17 protein-coding genes are annotated in these 15281 nt (G+C 44.2%); 9 read left to right on the forward strand and 8 right to left on the reverse strand.

The window, feature by feature from the left end; genetic code table 11:
* Positions 1-5: 5 nt before the first annotated feature.
* The gene (locus ACO1NU_RS12660) at positions 6-1043 is read left to right on the forward strand and encodes a sensor histidine kinase (RefSeq protein WP_448818857.1); all 1038 of its coding nucleotides are present in this window, start codon (positions 6-8) and stop codon (positions 1041-1043) included.
* Entirely contained in the window at positions 1040-1783 is a 744-nt protein-coding gene (locus ACO1NU_RS12665; RefSeq protein ID WP_448818858.1) for a LytR/AlgR family response regulator transcription factor, read from the forward strand. Before ACO1NU_RS12660 ends, ACO1NU_RS12665 begins: the two co-directional genes overlap by 4 nt.
* A 161-nt stretch (positions 1784-1944) precedes the next feature.
* Here ACO1NU_RS12665 and ACO1NU_RS12670 read toward each other — a convergent pair whose 3' ends face one another.
* On the reverse strand, positions 1945-2469 hold the full coding sequence (locus tag ACO1NU_RS12670) for an NADPH-dependent FMN reductase (RefSeq protein WP_448818859.1): 525 nt from the start codon (positions 2467-2469) through the stop codon (positions 1945-1947).
* A gap of 167 nt (positions 2470-2636) precedes the next feature.
* On the opposite strand from ACO1NU_RS12670, the gene ACO1NU_RS12675 reads away from it, so the two are divergent.
* Genes ACO1NU_RS12675 through lepB form a run of 5 tightly spaced genes read left to right on the forward strand, consistent with a single transcriptional unit; the run spans position 2637 to position 7247 of the window.
* Positions 2637-3443 (forward strand): ParA family protein, encoded by an 807-nt coding sequence (locus ACO1NU_RS12675; protein ID WP_448818860.1) that lies wholly within the window; start codon positions 2637-2639, stop codon positions 3441-3443.
* Positions 3440-4339: a ParB/RepB/Spo0J family partition protein gene (locus ACO1NU_RS12680; protein WP_448818861.1), complete on the forward strand. Its 900-nt coding sequence runs from the start codon at positions 3440-3442 to the stop codon at positions 4337-4339. The genes ACO1NU_RS12675 and ACO1NU_RS12680 overlap by 4 nt, the downstream gene beginning before the upstream one ends.
* A 36-nt stretch (positions 4340-4375) precedes the next feature.
* Positions 4376-5032, forward strand: a complete 657-nt coding sequence (locus ACO1NU_RS12685) for a DUF5683 domain-containing protein (RefSeq protein WP_448818862.1) — start codon at positions 4376-4378, stop codon at positions 5030-5032.
* Between the two features lie 24 nt (positions 5033-5056).
* Positions 5057-5800: a 4-hydroxy-tetrahydrodipicolinate reductase gene (dapB, locus tag ACO1NU_RS12690; RefSeq protein WP_448818863.1), complete on the forward strand. Its 744-nt coding sequence runs from the start codon at positions 5057-5059 to the stop codon at positions 5798-5800.
* A gap of 10 nt (positions 5801-5810) precedes the next feature.
* Complete coding sequence (lepB, locus tag ACO1NU_RS12695) at positions 5811-7247, forward strand: signal peptidase I (protein ID WP_448818864.1); 1437 nt, start codon at positions 5811-5813, stop codon at positions 7245-7247.
* Positions 7248-7325: 78 nt separating this feature from the next.
* Here the strand turns inward: lepB and ACO1NU_RS12700 are convergent, their stop codons facing one another.
* From ACO1NU_RS12700 to rpmB, 7 genes are all read right to left on the reverse strand, one after another.
* Entirely contained in the window at positions 7326-8411 is a 1086-nt protein-coding gene (locus ACO1NU_RS12700) for an Ldh family oxidoreductase (RefSeq protein WP_448818865.1), read from the reverse strand.
* Between the two features lie 2 nt (positions 8412-8413).
* Positions 8414-10006, reverse strand: coding sequence for a bacillithiol biosynthesis cysteine-adding enzyme BshC (gene bshC, locus ACO1NU_RS12705; protein WP_448818866.1), 1593 nt, complete (start codon positions 10004-10006; stop codon positions 8414-8416).
* Between the two features lie 47 nt (positions 10007-10053).
* Complete coding sequence (rimO, locus tag ACO1NU_RS12710) at positions 10054-11388, reverse strand: 30S ribosomal protein S12 methylthiotransferase RimO (protein ID WP_448818867.1); 1335 nt, start codon at positions 11386-11388, stop codon at positions 10054-10056.
* Between the two features lie 20 nt (positions 11389-11408).
* Positions 11409-12371, reverse strand: coding sequence for a signal recognition particle-docking protein FtsY (ftsY, locus tag ACO1NU_RS12715; RefSeq protein WP_448818868.1), 963 nt, complete (start codon positions 12369-12371; stop codon positions 11409-11411).
* A gap of 86 nt (positions 12372-12457) precedes the next feature.
* Entirely contained in the window at positions 12458-12622 is a 165-nt protein-coding gene (locus ACO1NU_RS12720; RefSeq protein ID WP_448818869.1) for a DUF4295 domain-containing protein, read from the reverse strand.
* 32 nt (positions 12623-12654) lie between these two features.
* A complete protein-coding gene (rpmG, locus tag ACO1NU_RS12725; protein ID WP_106293708.1) occupies positions 12655-12837 on the reverse strand; it encodes a 50S ribosomal protein L33 in 183 nt (60 codons plus the stop codon).
* Between the two features lie 19 nt (positions 12838-12856).
* Positions 12857-13090, reverse strand: coding sequence for a 50S ribosomal protein L28 (gene rpmB / locus ACO1NU_RS12730; RefSeq protein ID WP_106293710.1), 234 nt, complete (start codon positions 13088-13090; stop codon positions 12857-12859).
* Between the two features lie 440 nt (positions 13091-13530).
* On the opposite strand from rpmB, the gene ACO1NU_RS12735 reads away from it, so the two are divergent.
* Positions 13531-15048, forward strand: a complete 1518-nt coding sequence (locus ACO1NU_RS12735; protein WP_448818870.1) for an MFS transporter — start codon at positions 13531-13533, stop codon at positions 15046-15048.
* Between the two features lies 1 nt (position 15049).
* The gene (locus ACO1NU_RS12740) at positions 15050-15277 is read left to right on the forward strand and encodes a DUF6814 family protein (protein ID WP_448818871.1); all 228 of its coding nucleotides are present in this window, start codon (positions 15050-15052) and stop codon (positions 15275-15277) included.
* The last annotated feature ends 4 nt before the right edge of the window (positions 15278-15281 follow it).

Consider the following 15281-nt stretch of genomic DNA (forward strand, 5'->3'; position numbering starts at 1 on the left):
AAGTTGTGTCATTACCATCATTTTCATCGACACGAGTGATTACCTATATCGGCGCAGCCTGGCTGATATGGACGGCTATGCACGCAGGTTCGCTATATCTGCTGGGGTTCAGTGTCAAAGTATCTGTCATTGATGCTGTTATCTGCAATACTTTGCTATTACTGGCTTCCTCCGTCGTGAGCAACACGCTTCGATTTTATCAACCGGGAAAAGGTCAATATCTCAACATTGTGGCCTGGTGCGCACTCCTGGCAGGTATGTGGCTTTTCCTTTCAAGATGGCTGCTGCTTTATATACTGAAAGGGGAGGAAATCTACGCCGACGTGTTGAATAGTTCGCTGCTGATGAGGGGAAGCACGGGCTTTTTGCTGATATGCGGTTCTGCTCTAGTCAGTATGTTGTATTATACGCAGCAGGAGCAGAAGGAGAATGAACGACGGAAGCGCGATGCCGAGAAGCTTGCCCGGGAGGCAGAGCTTTTTAACCTGAGACAACAATTGCAGCCTCACTTTCTTTTTAATAGTTTGAATTCTATAAGTGCGCTAATCGGGCGTCGTCCTGAAGAGGCGAGGACTATGATCTATCAGTTATCCGACTTTTTGCGTGGTACTCTTAGGAAGGAGGAAAATGAGGTAGTGACCCTGGAGGAGGAGTTTCAGCATTTGCAGCTATATCTGGATATTGAAAAGGTGAGATTCGGGCACCGGCTTAAGACGGAAATTACCCGTGATGAAAATTGCGGCAAATTGGTATTGCCAGCTATGCTACTGCAGCCGCTTGTGGAAAACGCCATTAAATTCGGACTTTACGATACGACCGGAGAGGTTACGATCAGTATAGAAGCGCGGTGTGCGAACCAATATTTGGAGATTCGTATTCGCAACCCTTACGATATTGATACGGTAAGGCCAAAGAGTGGTACAGGATTCGGTATCACCGGTATAAAAAGACGCCTTTATTTACTTTTTGCACGCACCGACCTGCTTGAAACAAGCGGAGAAAATGATATTTTTACAACCGTAGTAAGAATTCCACAGATATGACCAGGGCAATTTTGATAGACGACGAGCCTTTAGCAAGGGAAGTTGTCAAAGAGTATCTTGAGGATTATCCCGAGATCGAGGTAGTTGCCGAATGCGGTGACGGTTTTGAAGGCGTGAAGGCGATCGCTCAGCATCAGCCGGATCTTATTTTTTTAGATATTCAGATGCCTAAGATCACCGGCTTTGAAATGCTAGAATTGGTGGATTCACGACCCGCTGTGATCTTCACCTCCGCTTTTGACGAATATGCGATAAAGGCGTTTGAAACACATGCGGTCGACTATTTGCTGAAGCCTTTTGCCAAGGCCCGTTTTAAAGTGGCTGTGGACCGGTGGCTGGAAAAACAACATTTGGAGGAGACCAAGCAACACGTTCAGTCTTTGATGGAAAGTAGCGCAGCTGCGCCCGCGTATAATGAACGTATCGTGGTGAAGGTAGGTAGTACGATTAAGATCATACCATCGACAGATATTATATTTCTGGAAGCTTATGATGATTACGTTAAGATCAATACAAAGGATGGTACTTTCTTGAAAAATAAGACGATGCAATTCTTTGAAACAAATCTGGATGAAAAGCAGTTCGTTCGTGTTCATCGTTCTTTTATTGTTCAGGTTCCATTTATCACTGGACTGGTTCCGTATGAAAAGGAATCTTACAAATTGATTTTAAAGACAGGGGATAAGTTACCGGTCAGCAAGACTGGTTATACTAAATTGAAAAAGCTTCTGCAGATTTAAGACTATTCAGCAAGGCTCCGTCAGCGTCGTTTATTCCCAGCACATTCCTATAGAAACCCCCTTCTCATAAGGTTACGTGCCTGTGGAGATGCGCTGATCGTCTCCCAGTCCTAGGCTGACTAGCTTTTTGGGTTTGATCCAAATTTAGACTTTGGGAAATTTTAAAAAGCGACGAACTCCTCGATCTGTTGCCGGGTAAATTTAAGTGTGTCAGGTAGGAAAAAATTCCCTTCGGCATCGAGTTCCTTATGAATATAGGGGATGTGGATTTTCAGGGGCAGCAGGTTGATGTTGAGGTAGTGACAAATGCCGGTGAAGTGATCAAGCCCCCGAATATTGCCGTATTTTCCTGTAGAAATGCCTACGAGACCGGCTTTTTTCCCATAGAAACTTTCTGGAAAGCGGCAGGTGTCGATCATCACTTTGAGTATTCCCGGGAAGCTGCCATTATATTCAGGAATGACGAAGAGAAACTTTTCAGTTTTAGTAATAATAGACTGAAAGGGCTCAAAGCTTGCCGGCTTTTGTTTGTCGTACATGTCAGCATGTATGATGTCGTCCGGGAGGGCATCCAGGGACATGATCGTTGCTTCTAATCCGCTTTCAGCAATCATCTTTCTGTAGTATTGCGCGGTTTGAAGACTATAGCTATTAGCTCGGTTTGTGCTGGCAATAATAGTGATCATCTGTGGAGAATATTGTTTAAAAGGAGATGTAGGCTCTCTAATTAAATTGTTTAAAGTTCGTATCTTAGGCGATTGGTATGAAACCAGGCTGAGGGCAAAAATAGTAATTTAAATGGCTATTCCCCGAAGTATGAAAATAGTAAATAAGGTTAGAAACAGGACAAGGAATGAGTAAGATTATAGCTTTAGCTAATCAAAAAGGGGGAGTCGGTAAAACCACATCATCCATAAACCTTGCGGCTAGTTTAGCTGTGCTGGAATATAAAACGTTATTGGTCGACGCTGACCCACAGGCCAATTCAACTTCTGGAATCGGCTTCGATCCACGTACGATAAAATCAAGTATATACGAGTGTATCATAAATGAAGTAGATCCAAGAGATGCGATTCAGGCTACCGAGACACCGAATCTGGATCTTCTCCCTGCTCATATCGATTTAGTCGGTGCAGAGATTGAAATGATCAATCTGACTGACCGGGAGTATAAAATGAGAACTGTGTTGGAAAAGGTGAAAGATGATTACGATTTTATCATCATCGATTGCTCTCCATCATTGGGGCTCATTACCATCAATGCTTTGACGGCTGCTGATTCTGTGATTATTCCGGTTCAATGCGAATATTTCGCACTCGAAGGTTTAGGCAAGCTGTTGAACACGATCAAGATCGTACAAACGCGTTTAAATCCTAATCTGGAGATCGAAGGAATCTTACTCACTATGTATGATGTGAGATTAAGACTTTCTAACCAGGTAGTAGAGGAAGTTAAGGTTCACTTTAATGAACTTGTTTTTGAAACAATTATCCAGCGTAATACGCGTCTGAGTGAGGCACCAAGCTATGGAATCTCGGTGATCATGCATGACGCGAATTGTAAGGGATCGATTAATTACCTTAATTTGGCCCGCGAGATCATCAAAAAAAATGGGCTAACCAATGGTAAAGGTTTAAAAAAAGCAACAGTTAATTCATGACGCAGATAAGAAAAACAGGTTTAGGTAAGGGTTTAAGTGCGTTATTAGATGATAATGACCGTATGCAGCCGGTTCGCACACCTGCTCCGGAATCCAATTTATCTCCAGGTAATATTTCTCAGATCAGGATCTCACAAATTGAAGTGAATCCTTTTCAGCCAAGAACAGAATTTGATCAGGCATCTTTGCAGGAACTTTCTGATTCTATCTCTCTTCAGGGTTTAATACAGCCCATCACGGTTAGAAAGTCGGGATCGGGTTCCTACCAACTGATTTCCGGAGAGCGTCGTTTGAGGGCTTCTAAATTAGCCGGACTGACGGAAATACCAGCTTACATTCGTACAGCTAATGATCAGCAGATGCTGGAAATGGCGCTCATTGAGAATATTCAGCGCGAAAACCTGAACGCTATCGAGGTGGCGTTAAGTTTTCAAAGGATGATCGATGAATGTAATTTAAAGCAGGAAGAACTCGGTGATCGCGTCAGTAAAAACCGTTCTACAGTTACGAACTACATTCGCTTGCTGCGCTTACCGCCCGCTATTCAGGCTTCTATACGAGATAACGATGTTTCTATGGGACATGCAAAGGCTATATTGGGCTTGGAAGATGTTGATAAGCAGCTGTACGTTCATCAGGAGATCTTGAATAATGGTTTATCTGTCAGAAAGACGGAGGAGCTGGTTAGAGATATTCAAAGGTCAGGAGTAAAGAAGACGGGAGCTGCAAAAAAAGAACCTGTTTCCTTTCAGTTACAGAAGATACAGGATGACCTGGCATCCAAGTTCGCTACAAAGGTCCGACTGAAAGTTCAGGGCAAAGGAAAGGGATCAATTGAGATTCCATTTATGTCAGACGACGATCTGAGCCGCATACTTGAGTTATTAGACTGGTAAATGAGCTTTTATAAGATACTGCTTTGGATATTGTGCATGGCATTCACAGGATCGGTTTATTCGCAAACGGATACTGTTGTGGTCAAAGTGGATTCAGCTATGTCAAATCCCGACTCAAAGAAGCCAAAGACAATAGCTAAGAAAGATACTGTTGTCAGAGTGGCAGGTGAAAAGCCCGATAAGCCAGCTGTGGTGAAGGATTCAGCAAGGTTGGCAATCGAGAAAATGCCTGGACAGGCTGCCCGACGTTCTGCTATCTTACCTGGCCTAGGGCAAATCAAAAACGGGAGATGGTGGAAAGTCCCTTTCATTTACGGAGGGTTAGTTGGTACTGCACTCGTATTTGAATTCAATCATCGATATTACCGGGATATCCTTACGGAGTTACAAGTCAGATACAACGAGAAAAGTAATATTCCGGATGGTAGAGAACATAATCCCGAGTATGCCAACCTTGACGAAACTGCGTTATTAAGCGGAAGAGATTTTTACAGGAGAAACCGTGATCTTAGTGTCTTGGTTGGACTAGGAGTGTATGCAATAAATATCATTGATGCTTATGTGGATGCCAAATTTTTCAGATGGGATGTCTCAGATGAATTAGCATTTAAGGTAAAGCCATCTTTGCAAAGTTTACCAACGCATGCCTCCCTTGTTCCGGTGCCCGGAATAAAAATATCTTTAGCCCTTTGATTCGAATAAATAAACTATACTCTAATGAAGATAGCCCTTTTAGGTTATGGCAAGATGGGTCGAATTATTGAGCAATTCGCTCAAAATCGCAACCACGAAATTGTACTCAGAATTGACGAAAATAGTCTGGACCAATTAACTCTCGAAAACCTTGAGAAGGCAGATGTGGCTATCGACTTCAGTACTCCAGACTCTGTTATGAAGAACATTGAGATGTGCTTTCAAGCTCGCTTGCCGCTGGTAGTAGGTACTACTGGTTGGTATGCGCAACTGCAAAATGTGAAAGATAAATGTATCGAGAGTAACAATACCCTACTTTATGGCTCTAACTTTAGTATTGGAGTAAATATTTTCTTCTATGTGAATAGAATGCTTGCTAAAGTGATGAACCCATACCACCAGTATGAAGCTCAGGTTGAAGAGATCCATCATACGCAAAAATTGGATTCTCCGAGCGGAACTGCGATAACTATCGCTGAAGGAATTTTAGAGGGTTTAGACCGGAAGACAGAATGGGTCAATAATTTGGTTGATGATGGTAAAGAAGTCGTGAATAAGCCAGATCAATTGTTAATTGAATCATTAAGAATAGAAGATGTGCCCGGAACGCACACGGTGATCTACAGTTCGGAAGTAGATGAAATAGAATTTAAGCATACTGCACATAGCCGTGCAGGGTTTGCACTCGGTGCTGTTATTGCGGCTGAATGGTTGAAAGGAAGAAAGGGCTTCTACTCGGTCGAGAACATATTTGATTTTAATAATTAAAAGACACTTTATGGAAAATGCTGGACTATGGTTATTTACAATAATTTTCGTCGTTCTGACTCTTGTCGGAATGTGGAAGTTGTTCGAAAAAGCCGGTCGTAAGGGTTGGGAAGCTCTTATTCCTGTTTACAATATGGTCGTTATGTTGAGAATTACTGGCAGACCATTGTGGTGGATTATTCTGCTTGTGATTCCAGTTATAAACCTTATCGTTTGGTTGGGACTTGCAGTTGATTTTGCTAAGAGCTACGGAAAGAATTCTTTTTTAGCTCACGCAGCAGCTGTCGTTCTCCCATGTATAGTATTTCCTTTATGGGGATTTGACAAGAACGTGGTATACCTTGGACCATCAGCTTCGCAGGAATTTCGTGAGAAATACCCGTATAGAAAATCAGCTGCCCGGGAATGGGGAGACGCTATCATTTTCGCTGTAGTAGCGGCTACCCTTATCAGAAGCTTTTTATTGGAGGCATATACCATCCCTACGGGATCAATGGAGAAATCCTTGTTGATAGGTGATTTCCTTTTTGTGAGCAAGGTGAATTATGGAGCACGCGTGCCAATGACACCTATCGCTTTTCCTTTTGCCCATCATTCGATGCCTCTTACTGGTACGAAAGCCTACTGGGAAGGCTTGAAGATTGATTATCATAGACTGCCCGCCCTTGAAGATATTGAGCGTAACGATGTGGTGGTATTTAACTTCCCTATGGAGGCTGATTCTCCTTTCTTTCGTCCCGTTGACAAACGTGAAAACTATATCAAGAGGTGTATCGGAATAGGGGGGGATACTATTCGCATCATAAACGCTCAGGTGTATGTTAATGGCGAAAAGGGGATTAATCCCAAATTTGGTCAGAAGTATCATGTAGTAGTGTCCGATGGAACGGATTTTAACCCGCAACGTCTTGTAGATATGAACATTGATGCTCAACGTCAATCCGAGGTTGAGTACCTTTTCAACATGACTGAAGAGCAGGCGGCAGAAATCAAGGGTTGGGCAAACGTAAGGGACGTCAAGCCTTATATCCAACCGACTTCAGTAGTGGATACTGAAGTTTTTCCAAAGGATCCGCACTTTATGTGGAACATAGACAATTTCGGTCCGATCATAATTCCTAAAAAAGGATGGACCGTCAAGTTAGACAGTACAACTATTCCTGTCTACCGGAGGGCGATTGAAGTTTATGAGGGTAATACGATCGCGGTAAAGGATCAGAATACGATGCTGATAAATGGCCAACCTGCGACATCCTATACGTTCAAAATGAACTACTATTGGATGATGGGCGATAATCGCGACAATTCGCTCGATTCACGTTTTTGGGGCTTTGTTCCCGAAGATCATATAGTCGGAAAAGCCCTTTTCGTCTGGATGAGCTGGAATGAACGCGGTAGCTTCCTAAGTAAAATTCGTTGGAACAGGCTGTTCATGGGAATCAAGTAACGATGATTTAAGATATAAGAGAAAAGGCCGGGATAATCGATCCCGGCCTTTTCTCTTATATACAATTCTCCTGTGCTCCTAAGCTAATCTTTCTATCTGAAGCATATCTGCAAGCTCCTCCAGATCCTTGACCACCGGCTGGGAAAGCGGTATTCCTTCCACCTTACGTATAGCTTCGGCTGCAGTCTCGGGCTCTCCTGGAATAACCAGGGGCTGCTCTGGATCAATTGGCTTTGCAGCTTTAAAGCGCTCTATCCAGTTATCCATGTGATTTTTGAAGTCCTCTGCCGGGCGAAATCCATCAATCCGCAATGCACCATGGAAATGGCCAATACCTTCGCCTGGAAGGCTTGGAAGAGGGTCTAAGAAGGCCACGAAGGGTGGCACCCATGGACCATAGTTCGCACCCGATAAAATTGAGGTAAGAATATCAACCGTTGCACTTAGTCCGAAGCCTTTATGACTTCCATGTTCGCGGTCACTTCCCAAAGGCAGGAGAGAGCCTCCTCCTTTCAATGCGTGTGCGTCCGTGGTTGAACTACCACTGCTGGTCTGTACCCAGCCCTCCGGTATGCTCTTACCTTCCCTCTGTGCTATTTCCAACTTTCCGTTAGCAGCAGCGGCAGTGGCCATATCCACTATAACAGGAGGGTATTTGCCAGCCGGAAATGCGTAACACATCGGGTTAGTTCCCAATAAACGTTCAGTAGTGAAGGTCGGTGCAACAAGCGGACTCGCATTCGTCATAGCTATTCCGATCATGTCCCGGCTCACAGCTTGCATGGCATGGTAGCCGGCAATCCCGAAGTGATTTGAATTCTTAACAGAAACCCAGCCTGAGCCATACTTGTCCGCTTTCTCCATCGCGATCTGCATCGCAAAGGGAGCGACAACCAGACCCAAGCCACCATCTCCGTCAATTGTAGCAGTACTGGCGGTCTCGTGAATGATCCTGATGTTAGGAGCAGGGTTTATTCGATTCTTCTTCCAGAGGCGAATATAGCCGCTTAGACGAGCTACACCGTGAGAATCAATACCCCGCAAGTCGGAGGCAATTAACACGTCAGTAGCCAGAGCAGCATGTTCTTCGCTGCATCCCATAGCAAAAAATACAGACTTTGTGAAAGCCCTTAATTTAGCTTCCTGAAAGATATGAGAACTCATAGTTAAGGTTCAAGAATGGTGAATTTGAAGTCTAGTGGCTTGAAATGGCGTACCAGCTCAGCAACAAAGCTGTCTCCATAGCGAACAAAATAGATTCCGAAGTTTTCAGTACGCTCCTGCAAGCCTCCTCCTGGAAAATATTTTTGCTTCAAGCTGTCAATTTGTTGCAACGTATCCTCGTGGTTTCTTTTCTCAGCTTTAATCACCTTCTTCTCAAGGTTTTGAAGTGCATGGGCCAGCCGAGCTTTGATCGCCTCGGTACTCGGCACCAGGGTAGGATCTATTTTACAAGCCCGGAGCTTTAGCTTTTCGAAAAGCGCACCAAATTCTTTGACTTCATCCTGAAGCGACAGTGAGTTGCGGCTGTTTTTTATAACCCACTCTCTTTTGATCGCCTCTGTATCCTTGAATATGACTTTCGGTTGAATCTGCAGGCGGCATAACTTGCTGCTGAACGAGTCGTCAACCAGCATGGCCGAATTTCTTAGAAGGAGAATGGGGAAGTCGACATGAAACTGCTCAAAATTTTGCTTCAATTGCAGCCAATAGACCAGTTCTGCACCTCCTCCTATATAAGCCAGATTCGGAAGAATAACCTCCTGATATAATGGTCTCATAACTACATTAGGACTGAATCGTTCCGGAAAGGACCGGATCTCCTCCTGCAGTTCTTCCGCTGTAAACTGAAGTTCCGAATTCAGGACATAATATAAGCCATTGTTCTCTGTAATTCGCTCACGCATCGCATCCTTCATATAAAAGAAATTGATGTCTCTGCTGTTCACCTGAGGGTCAAAGCCGGCATCTTTAAGCTCTTTGCTTGTCTTCGTTATGGCTTCGAAACTTTTTTTATTCAGAATGTCTTCTTCGATAATCGAAGCGAACTGACGTTTCAGGTGTACGTCGTCAGCGTCAACGATAACCACACCGTATTCCGCAAACAATGCGTCAACAAGATGTCGGGTAGCTGAAGCCAGCGTCTTCTGTTCCAGGTAAGCATCACGGAGGACAGATGTCAGACGCTCCGCATTTTCAGAAATTCCGAGAGAATTGCAATAGGTTCGTAGTGCTTCATCTATTGATGCCGGATCGAGGCGCCCGGTGGCTCCACTGGCTTGAATATTCCAGGAGACCTTGTTACCAAAGAGCTTCACATGGTTGATTTCAGCAAAGTCATGATCTTCAGAAGCCATCCAATATACAGGGACGAAATCCTTTTCCGGATACTGAGCCTTTAGCTCAGTGGCAAGATTGATTGCAGTAACAATCTTATAGATAAAATAAAGCGGTCCGGTGAAGATATTCAGCTGATGACCGGTAGTCACGGTATACGTGTTGTCTTTTAGCAGCAGCTTGATATTGCTGGTAACTTTTTCATGCAGAGCAGGAACTGCGTCTGCGTACTGTTTTAGCAGAACGTCATGAAGAATCTGCCGGTCGGCACTTATCTTTTTCTCAGCTATAAGCCTTCCAAAGTTTTCCAGGGTTGGAAAATAAGATACAAAAGGTTTGAGTCTTGGATCCTGGGCCAGATAGCTCAGGGCCGTGGATGAAAAACTATTTGTTTCGTTATAATCGATGTAGGTTGCTTTCATCGTTTACGAAATTAGGGGAATTTTTCAACTCCCCTAATTCAAATCATTTATTTGACAATTTGTCCATACAAATCGAAATCTTCAGCTCGTTCAATATTCACGTTCACAAAACTTCCGACAGTTGCATAATTGGTTGAAGCATGTAGCAGAACCTCATTATCAACCTCCGGAGAGTCGTATTCTGTACGACCGACGAAGTAATCTCCTTCTTTTTTGTCGATCAGGACCTTAAATGATTTTCCAACCTTCTCCTGGTTCTTCTCGAAAGAAATCTCCTGCTGGACGTTCATGATCTCTTCAACCCTCTGTTCCTTCACTTCATCCGGGACGTCGTCGATCAGAGAATGGGCATGAGTCTTTTCCTCATGTGAATAAGTAAAGCAACCCAGTCTGTCGAAACGAGTTTCTTCTACCCAATCCCTCATCTCCATGAAATCAGACTCGGTTTCACCGGGATAACCGCAGATCAAAGTCGTCCTCAAAGCAATATCGGGCACTTTATCACGGATAGAATTAACAAGGTCAATGGTCTTCTGCTTGGTGATTCCACGACGCATAGATTTCAGCATCGGGTCACTGATGTGCTGAAGAGGCATATCCAGGTACTTGCAGATGTTATCCCGCTCATTCATTACATCCAGGATCTCCATCGGGAATCCGGATGGATAGGCATATTGTAATCGGATCCATTCCACTCCTGCAACATCCGAAAGATTGCGAAGTAATTCGTCCAGATTACGCTTTCCATAAAGATCCAGTCCGTAGTAAGTCAGGTCCTGAGCAATCAGGATAAGCTCCTTTGTTCCGTTTCTTACAAGCCCTTTCGCTTCGTTTACCAGATCATCAATTGATTTGGACACATGCTTTCCTCTCATCAGAGGGATAGCACAAAATGAGCAGGGGCGGTTGCAGCCTTCCGCGATTTTAAAATAGGCGAAGTGCGATGGAGTAGTGAGCAATCGTTCTCCCAGGAGCTCATATTTGTAATCAGCACCCAGGTTAGTCAGGATATTCTGCAGATCATTGGTGCCGAAATACGCATCCACGTTCGTGATCTCCGATTCTAATTCCGGCTTATACCGTTCAGAAAGGCAGCCGGTAACAATCACTTTTCCCACCTTACCCTGTTCCTTCAGCTCACTGTACTGAAGGATGGTGTCAATAGACTCCTGCTTGGCATTGTCGATAAAGCCACAGGTATTGATCACGATAATGTCGTCCTTGGTAACGGTATCAGCCTCATGAACAACATCTATCATGTTTCCACGCAGCTGACCCATCAGAACTTCCGAATCGTATATATTTTTAGAACAACCCAGGGTAATCACATTTACCTTGGGCTTCTTAACTGGCTCTCTCTTTTTTGCACTATTTGTTAACATTCCATTCCCATCTAAGCCGCCTATTTAAAGAGGCTATTCACAAATTCTTTCCTATCAAAAAGCTGAAGATCACTGATCCCTTCACCAACGCCGATGTATTTCACCGGGATCTTGAACTGATCAGAAATCCCGATCACAACACCACCTTTTGCTGTACCATCGAGCTTGGTAAGGGCCAAAGCATTCACGTCAGTAGCTTGCGTAAACTGTTTGCACTGCTCAATCGCATTTTGTCCCGTCGAAGCATCCAGTACCAGCAATATTTCATGAGGAGCCCCGGGAACAACCTTTTGCATGACAGTTTTGATCTTGGTAAGCTCGTTCATCAAAGCCACTTTATTGTGCAGCCTTCCCGCTGTATCTATAATCGCAACATCTTCGCCGTTAGAGACAGCAGAGTGGATGGTATCGTATGCTACGGAGGCAGGGTCAGAACCCATCGCCTGCGCCACAACCCGCACACCAACCCGCTCGCCCCACAGCTTCAACTGATCAACAGCCGCGGCCCTGAAGGTATCAGCGGCGCCAAGAACAACCTTGTTGCCCGCCTGCTTCAACTGGTGAGCCAGCTTACCAATCGTCGTGGTTTTTCCAACACCGTTTACACCTACTACCATAATGACGTATGGCTTGTGATTTCCGTACTCGAATTTGTCGAAATCGTTGCTATTGTTCTCTGCTAAAAGCTGCTGAATCTCATCCTTCAAAAGGTTGTTGAGTTCAGACGTGCCAAAGAACTTATCCCTGGCCACGCGCTCCTGTATACGATCAATGATTTTCAGCGTGGTAGCTACACCTACATCAGAGGTCACCAGGATTTCCTCCAGATTATCGAGAACCTCATCGTCAACGGTCGATTTCCCCATAACTGCCTTTGTCAGTTTGGAGAACAAGCCATCTTTGGTTTTTTCTAAACCCTTGTCCAGGGCCTCCTGCTGGACAGGGGTAGCTTCCTTCTTTTTAAAAAAATCGAATAATCCCATTGTGATGTAATATGCTGACTATACAAAAAAAGCCCTCCTGATGTATATCGGGACGGCTCCTTAATATTTTTAAAGGAATATGATCACTAAGCTTTTTTAGCTTCAGCAATAGCGTCTTTAACGTGGTCGTTATGTGCAATGATCTCTCTAAAAGTGTAAGCGCCGGTTTTGTCAGACTTAACCATCGTGATCACTTTAGAATATTCTTTGCCTTTTCCTGTTTTCAGGGTTGCAACTACTTTCTTTGCCATCTCTTTATATTTTAATTAGGTATGAGCCTGAATTATTTAATTTCTTTGTGAACAGTTACTTTCTTCAGGAAAGGATTGAATTTCTTCAACTCCAAACGCTCAGTAGTGTTCTTTTTATTTTTATTGGTGATATAACGAGACATCCCAGGTTCGCCACTAGCCTTGTGTTCTGTGCATTCTAAAATCACCTGAACACGGTTACCTTTCTTAGCCATTTTTTTCTTTTTTAATTAATTAAACGAATCCTTGTTTAAGGAATTTATTAATCACGGCGCTGATTCCGTTCTTATTAATAGTTTTGATTGCTGAAGTTGAAACTTTCAGCGTAATCCAGCGGCCTTCTTCAGGAATGTAAAATTTCTTTACTTTCAGGTTAGGATAAAATTTGCGCTTAGTCTTAACGTTTGAGTTTGAAACGTTATGACCTTTCATTGCCATTTTTCCTGTTAAATCACAAATTCTCGACATGACTATGTTGTGTATCTTTTTGTAAAAATCAGTCTCTTAAAGAGTTTGCAAATATCATAAGAATAATTTTAAAACGCAATACTTTTTGGCTAATTATTTTAATCACATGGATTTCCTGTCTATCTCCCTGCTTTATTTGCTTATCAGGTGAAGTGTTTCGGCTCTAAGTGGATGAGCAGCGACTATGCATTACCTTAAAAGACTCTCGCATAATCCCCAACATGCCTCCGTTAAGCCAAGCTGCCCTCTGCAACCCATGACCTGGCTCAACCTTAGTGTCAAGATACCTCGTATTATCGCGGGGGCGAATCGATACACTACAAGAGACCTGATTCAGCCTGTAAGGTAGATAGCTGTACCAACACCTTTTTCGATTTTTTAGCCGTTCTATTCCATAATATTTCTAAATTAAGGCCGCTAACTAAAAACTAATCCAACTTATGGCCATCACTACTCAAGTCTCTACGCCGGTAGAGGGCAAAAACAAACTGTGGAGTGTAATAACTGCATCCTCCGTCGGAACCCTCATCGAATGGTATGACTTTTATATCTTCGGCAGTTTGGCAACCATCCTGTCAACCCAGTTCTTTCCGGTTGACAATCCAACAGCGGCCTTCCTCTCCACTTTGGCAACTTTCGCCGCAGGGTTTATCGTCAGGCCCTTCGGAGCCCTTGTTTTCGGCCGGCTCGGCGACCTGATCGGAAGAAAGTACACCTTTCTTCTTACCCTGGTCCTGATGGGAGGCTCTACCTTTGCCATCGGCCTTATCCCCGGATTTGCATCTATCGGATACGCTGCACCTATTCTGGTGCTGCTGCTGCGCCTGGTTCAGGGCCTTGCCCTCGGCGGGGAGTACGGTGGCGCGGCCACCTATGTTGCCGAGCATGCACCACCTAACAGGCGAGGTTTTTATACCAGTTTCATTCAGACAACTGCAACCATGGGCCTCTTCCTTTCCCTGGGTGTGATCCTTCTCGCCAGGCATCTGGTCGGCGTAGATGCATTCAACAGCTGGGGATGGCGTATTCCATTTATCCTGTCTTCACTACTCGTCATCGTCTCCATCGTTATCCGCATGAAGATGCATGAATCACCGCTCTTTGCAAAGGTGAAAGCAGAAGGAAAGACCGTCAAAAATCCCCTGAAAGAATCCTTTGGGAAGAAGGAAAACCTGAAAATGGTGCTGCTGGCCTTGTTTGGTGCTACGGCAGGGCAGGGCGTCATCTGGTATACAGGTCAGTTTTACGCGCTCTCATTCATTCAGAAAACGATGAATATCGAATTTGTGCAGTCTAACTACATCATTGCTATCGGGCTGCTTCTCGCCACGCCCTTCTTCATCGTATTTGGCGGCTGGTCCGACAAAATCGGGCGGCGGAATATCATGATGGCAGGTATGCTTTTCGGTATACTGTTCTACCGCCCCATCTACAAGCAGATGTATGCCTTGTCTGATATCAGCACAAAAACTGAAGTGCCTTCAGGTAATATGATCGAGCGTACAACCACCAGGAGTGACGAAGGGGCTACACAAATCGTACAAACAACCGAGCGGCACTTTTCCGATGGAACCATTCAAAGACTGATTACTACCACGGGGACTGACGGCAAACAGGTGGAAAGCAAGGAGATCAATTTACCTACGTCCTCATTCTGGATACTCGTGGCGCTCGTCTTTGTTCAGGTTCTCTTTGTAACTATGGTCTACGGACCAATAGCCGCATTTCTGGTCGAACTGTTTCCAACCAATATACGTTATACTTCCATGTCGCTTCCCTATCATATCGGCAATGGCGTTTTCGGCGGACTCACTCCCTTTATCGCAATCAGCCTGACATCATTGCCTGGAGCCACGCCTTTTGACGGCCTGTGGTACCCTATAGGAGTAGCTGCCGTGTGCCTGATCATCGGATTGGTTTATATTAACAAAAGCACTTACAACACAACGAACGACTAAGATGAATTCACTACGTAAATACCTCGGCATACTATGGCTCCTATTAGGCGTTATATTAGGTGTATACCTGTTTTATAAAGCAGCTGTAGCACTGAGTTCAACAGGGGCGAACGCAGAAGATTATGTTTTCTGGATTGTAATCGTCACGATTTTTATCCCGATTCTGATCGGCTTTATACTATTCGGATACTACGCCTTCAAAGGGGAATACAGGCGCGAAATCCACTAATTTT

This window comes from Arcticibacter sp. (genome assembly GCF_053551015.1).

What these genes read in the sequence shown, in the direction of transcription:
- ftsY (WP_448818868.1), bottom strand. Translation starts at nt 12,371, where the DNA reads ATGGGATTATTCGATTTTTTTAAAAAGAAGGAAGCTACCCCTGTCCAG.
- ACO1NU_RS12720 (WP_448818869.1), bottom strand. Translation starts at nt 12,622, where the DNA reads ATGGCAAAGAAAGTAGTTGCAACCCTGAAAACAGGAAAAGGCAAAGAA.
- ACO1NU_RS12735 (WP_448818870.1), top strand. Translation starts at nt 13,531, where the DNA reads ATGGCCATCACTACTCAAGTCTCTACGCCGGTAGAGGGCAAAAACAAA.
- ACO1NU_RS12665 (WP_448818858.1), top strand. Translation starts at nt 1,040, where the DNA reads ATGACCAGGGCAATTTTGATAGACGACGAGCCTTTAGCAAGGGAAGTT.
- ACO1NU_RS12700 (WP_448818865.1), bottom strand. Translation starts at nt 8,411, where the DNA reads ATGAGTTCTCATATCTTTCAGGAAGCTAAATTAAGGGCTTTCACAAAG.
- rimO (WP_448818867.1), bottom strand. Translation starts at nt 11,388, where the DNA reads ATGTTAACAAATAGTGCAAAAAAGAGAGAGCCAGTTAAGAAGCCCAAG.
- ACO1NU_RS12670 (WP_448818859.1), bottom strand. Translation starts at nt 2,469, where the DNA reads ATGATCACTATTATTGCCAGCACAAACCGAGCTAATAGCTATAGTCTT.
- ACO1NU_RS12740 (WP_448818871.1), top strand. Translation starts at nt 15,050, where the DNA reads ATGAATTCACTACGTAAATACCTCGGCATACTATGGCTCCTATTAGGC.
- ACO1NU_RS12685 (WP_448818862.1), top strand. Translation starts at nt 4,376, where the DNA reads ATGGCATTCACAGGATCGGTTTATTCGCAAACGGATACTGTTGTGGTC.
- ACO1NU_RS12675 (WP_448818860.1), top strand. Translation starts at nt 2,637, where the DNA reads ATGAGTAAGATTATAGCTTTAGCTAATCAAAAAGGGGGAGTCGGTAAA.
- lepB (WP_448818864.1), top strand. Translation starts at nt 5,811, where the DNA reads ATGGAAAATGCTGGACTATGGTTATTTACAATAATTTTCGTCGTTCTG.
- dapB (WP_448818863.1), top strand. Translation starts at nt 5,057, where the DNA reads ATGAAGATAGCCCTTTTAGGTTATGGCAAGATGGGTCGAATTATTGAG.
- rpmB (WP_106293710.1), bottom strand. Translation starts at nt 13,090, where the DNA reads ATGTCGAGAATTTGTGATTTAACAGGAAAAATGGCAATGAAAGGTCAT.
- ACO1NU_RS12680 (WP_448818861.1), top strand. Translation starts at nt 3,440, where the DNA reads ATGACGCAGATAAGAAAAACAGGTTTAGGTAAGGGTTTAAGTGCGTTA.
- bshC (WP_448818866.1), bottom strand. Translation starts at nt 10,006, where the DNA reads ATGAAAGCAACCTACATCGATTATAACGAAACAAATAGTTTTTCATCC.
- rpmG (WP_106293708.1), bottom strand. Translation starts at nt 12,837, where the DNA reads ATGGCTAAGAAAGGTAACCGTGTTCAGGTGATTTTAGAATGCACAGAA.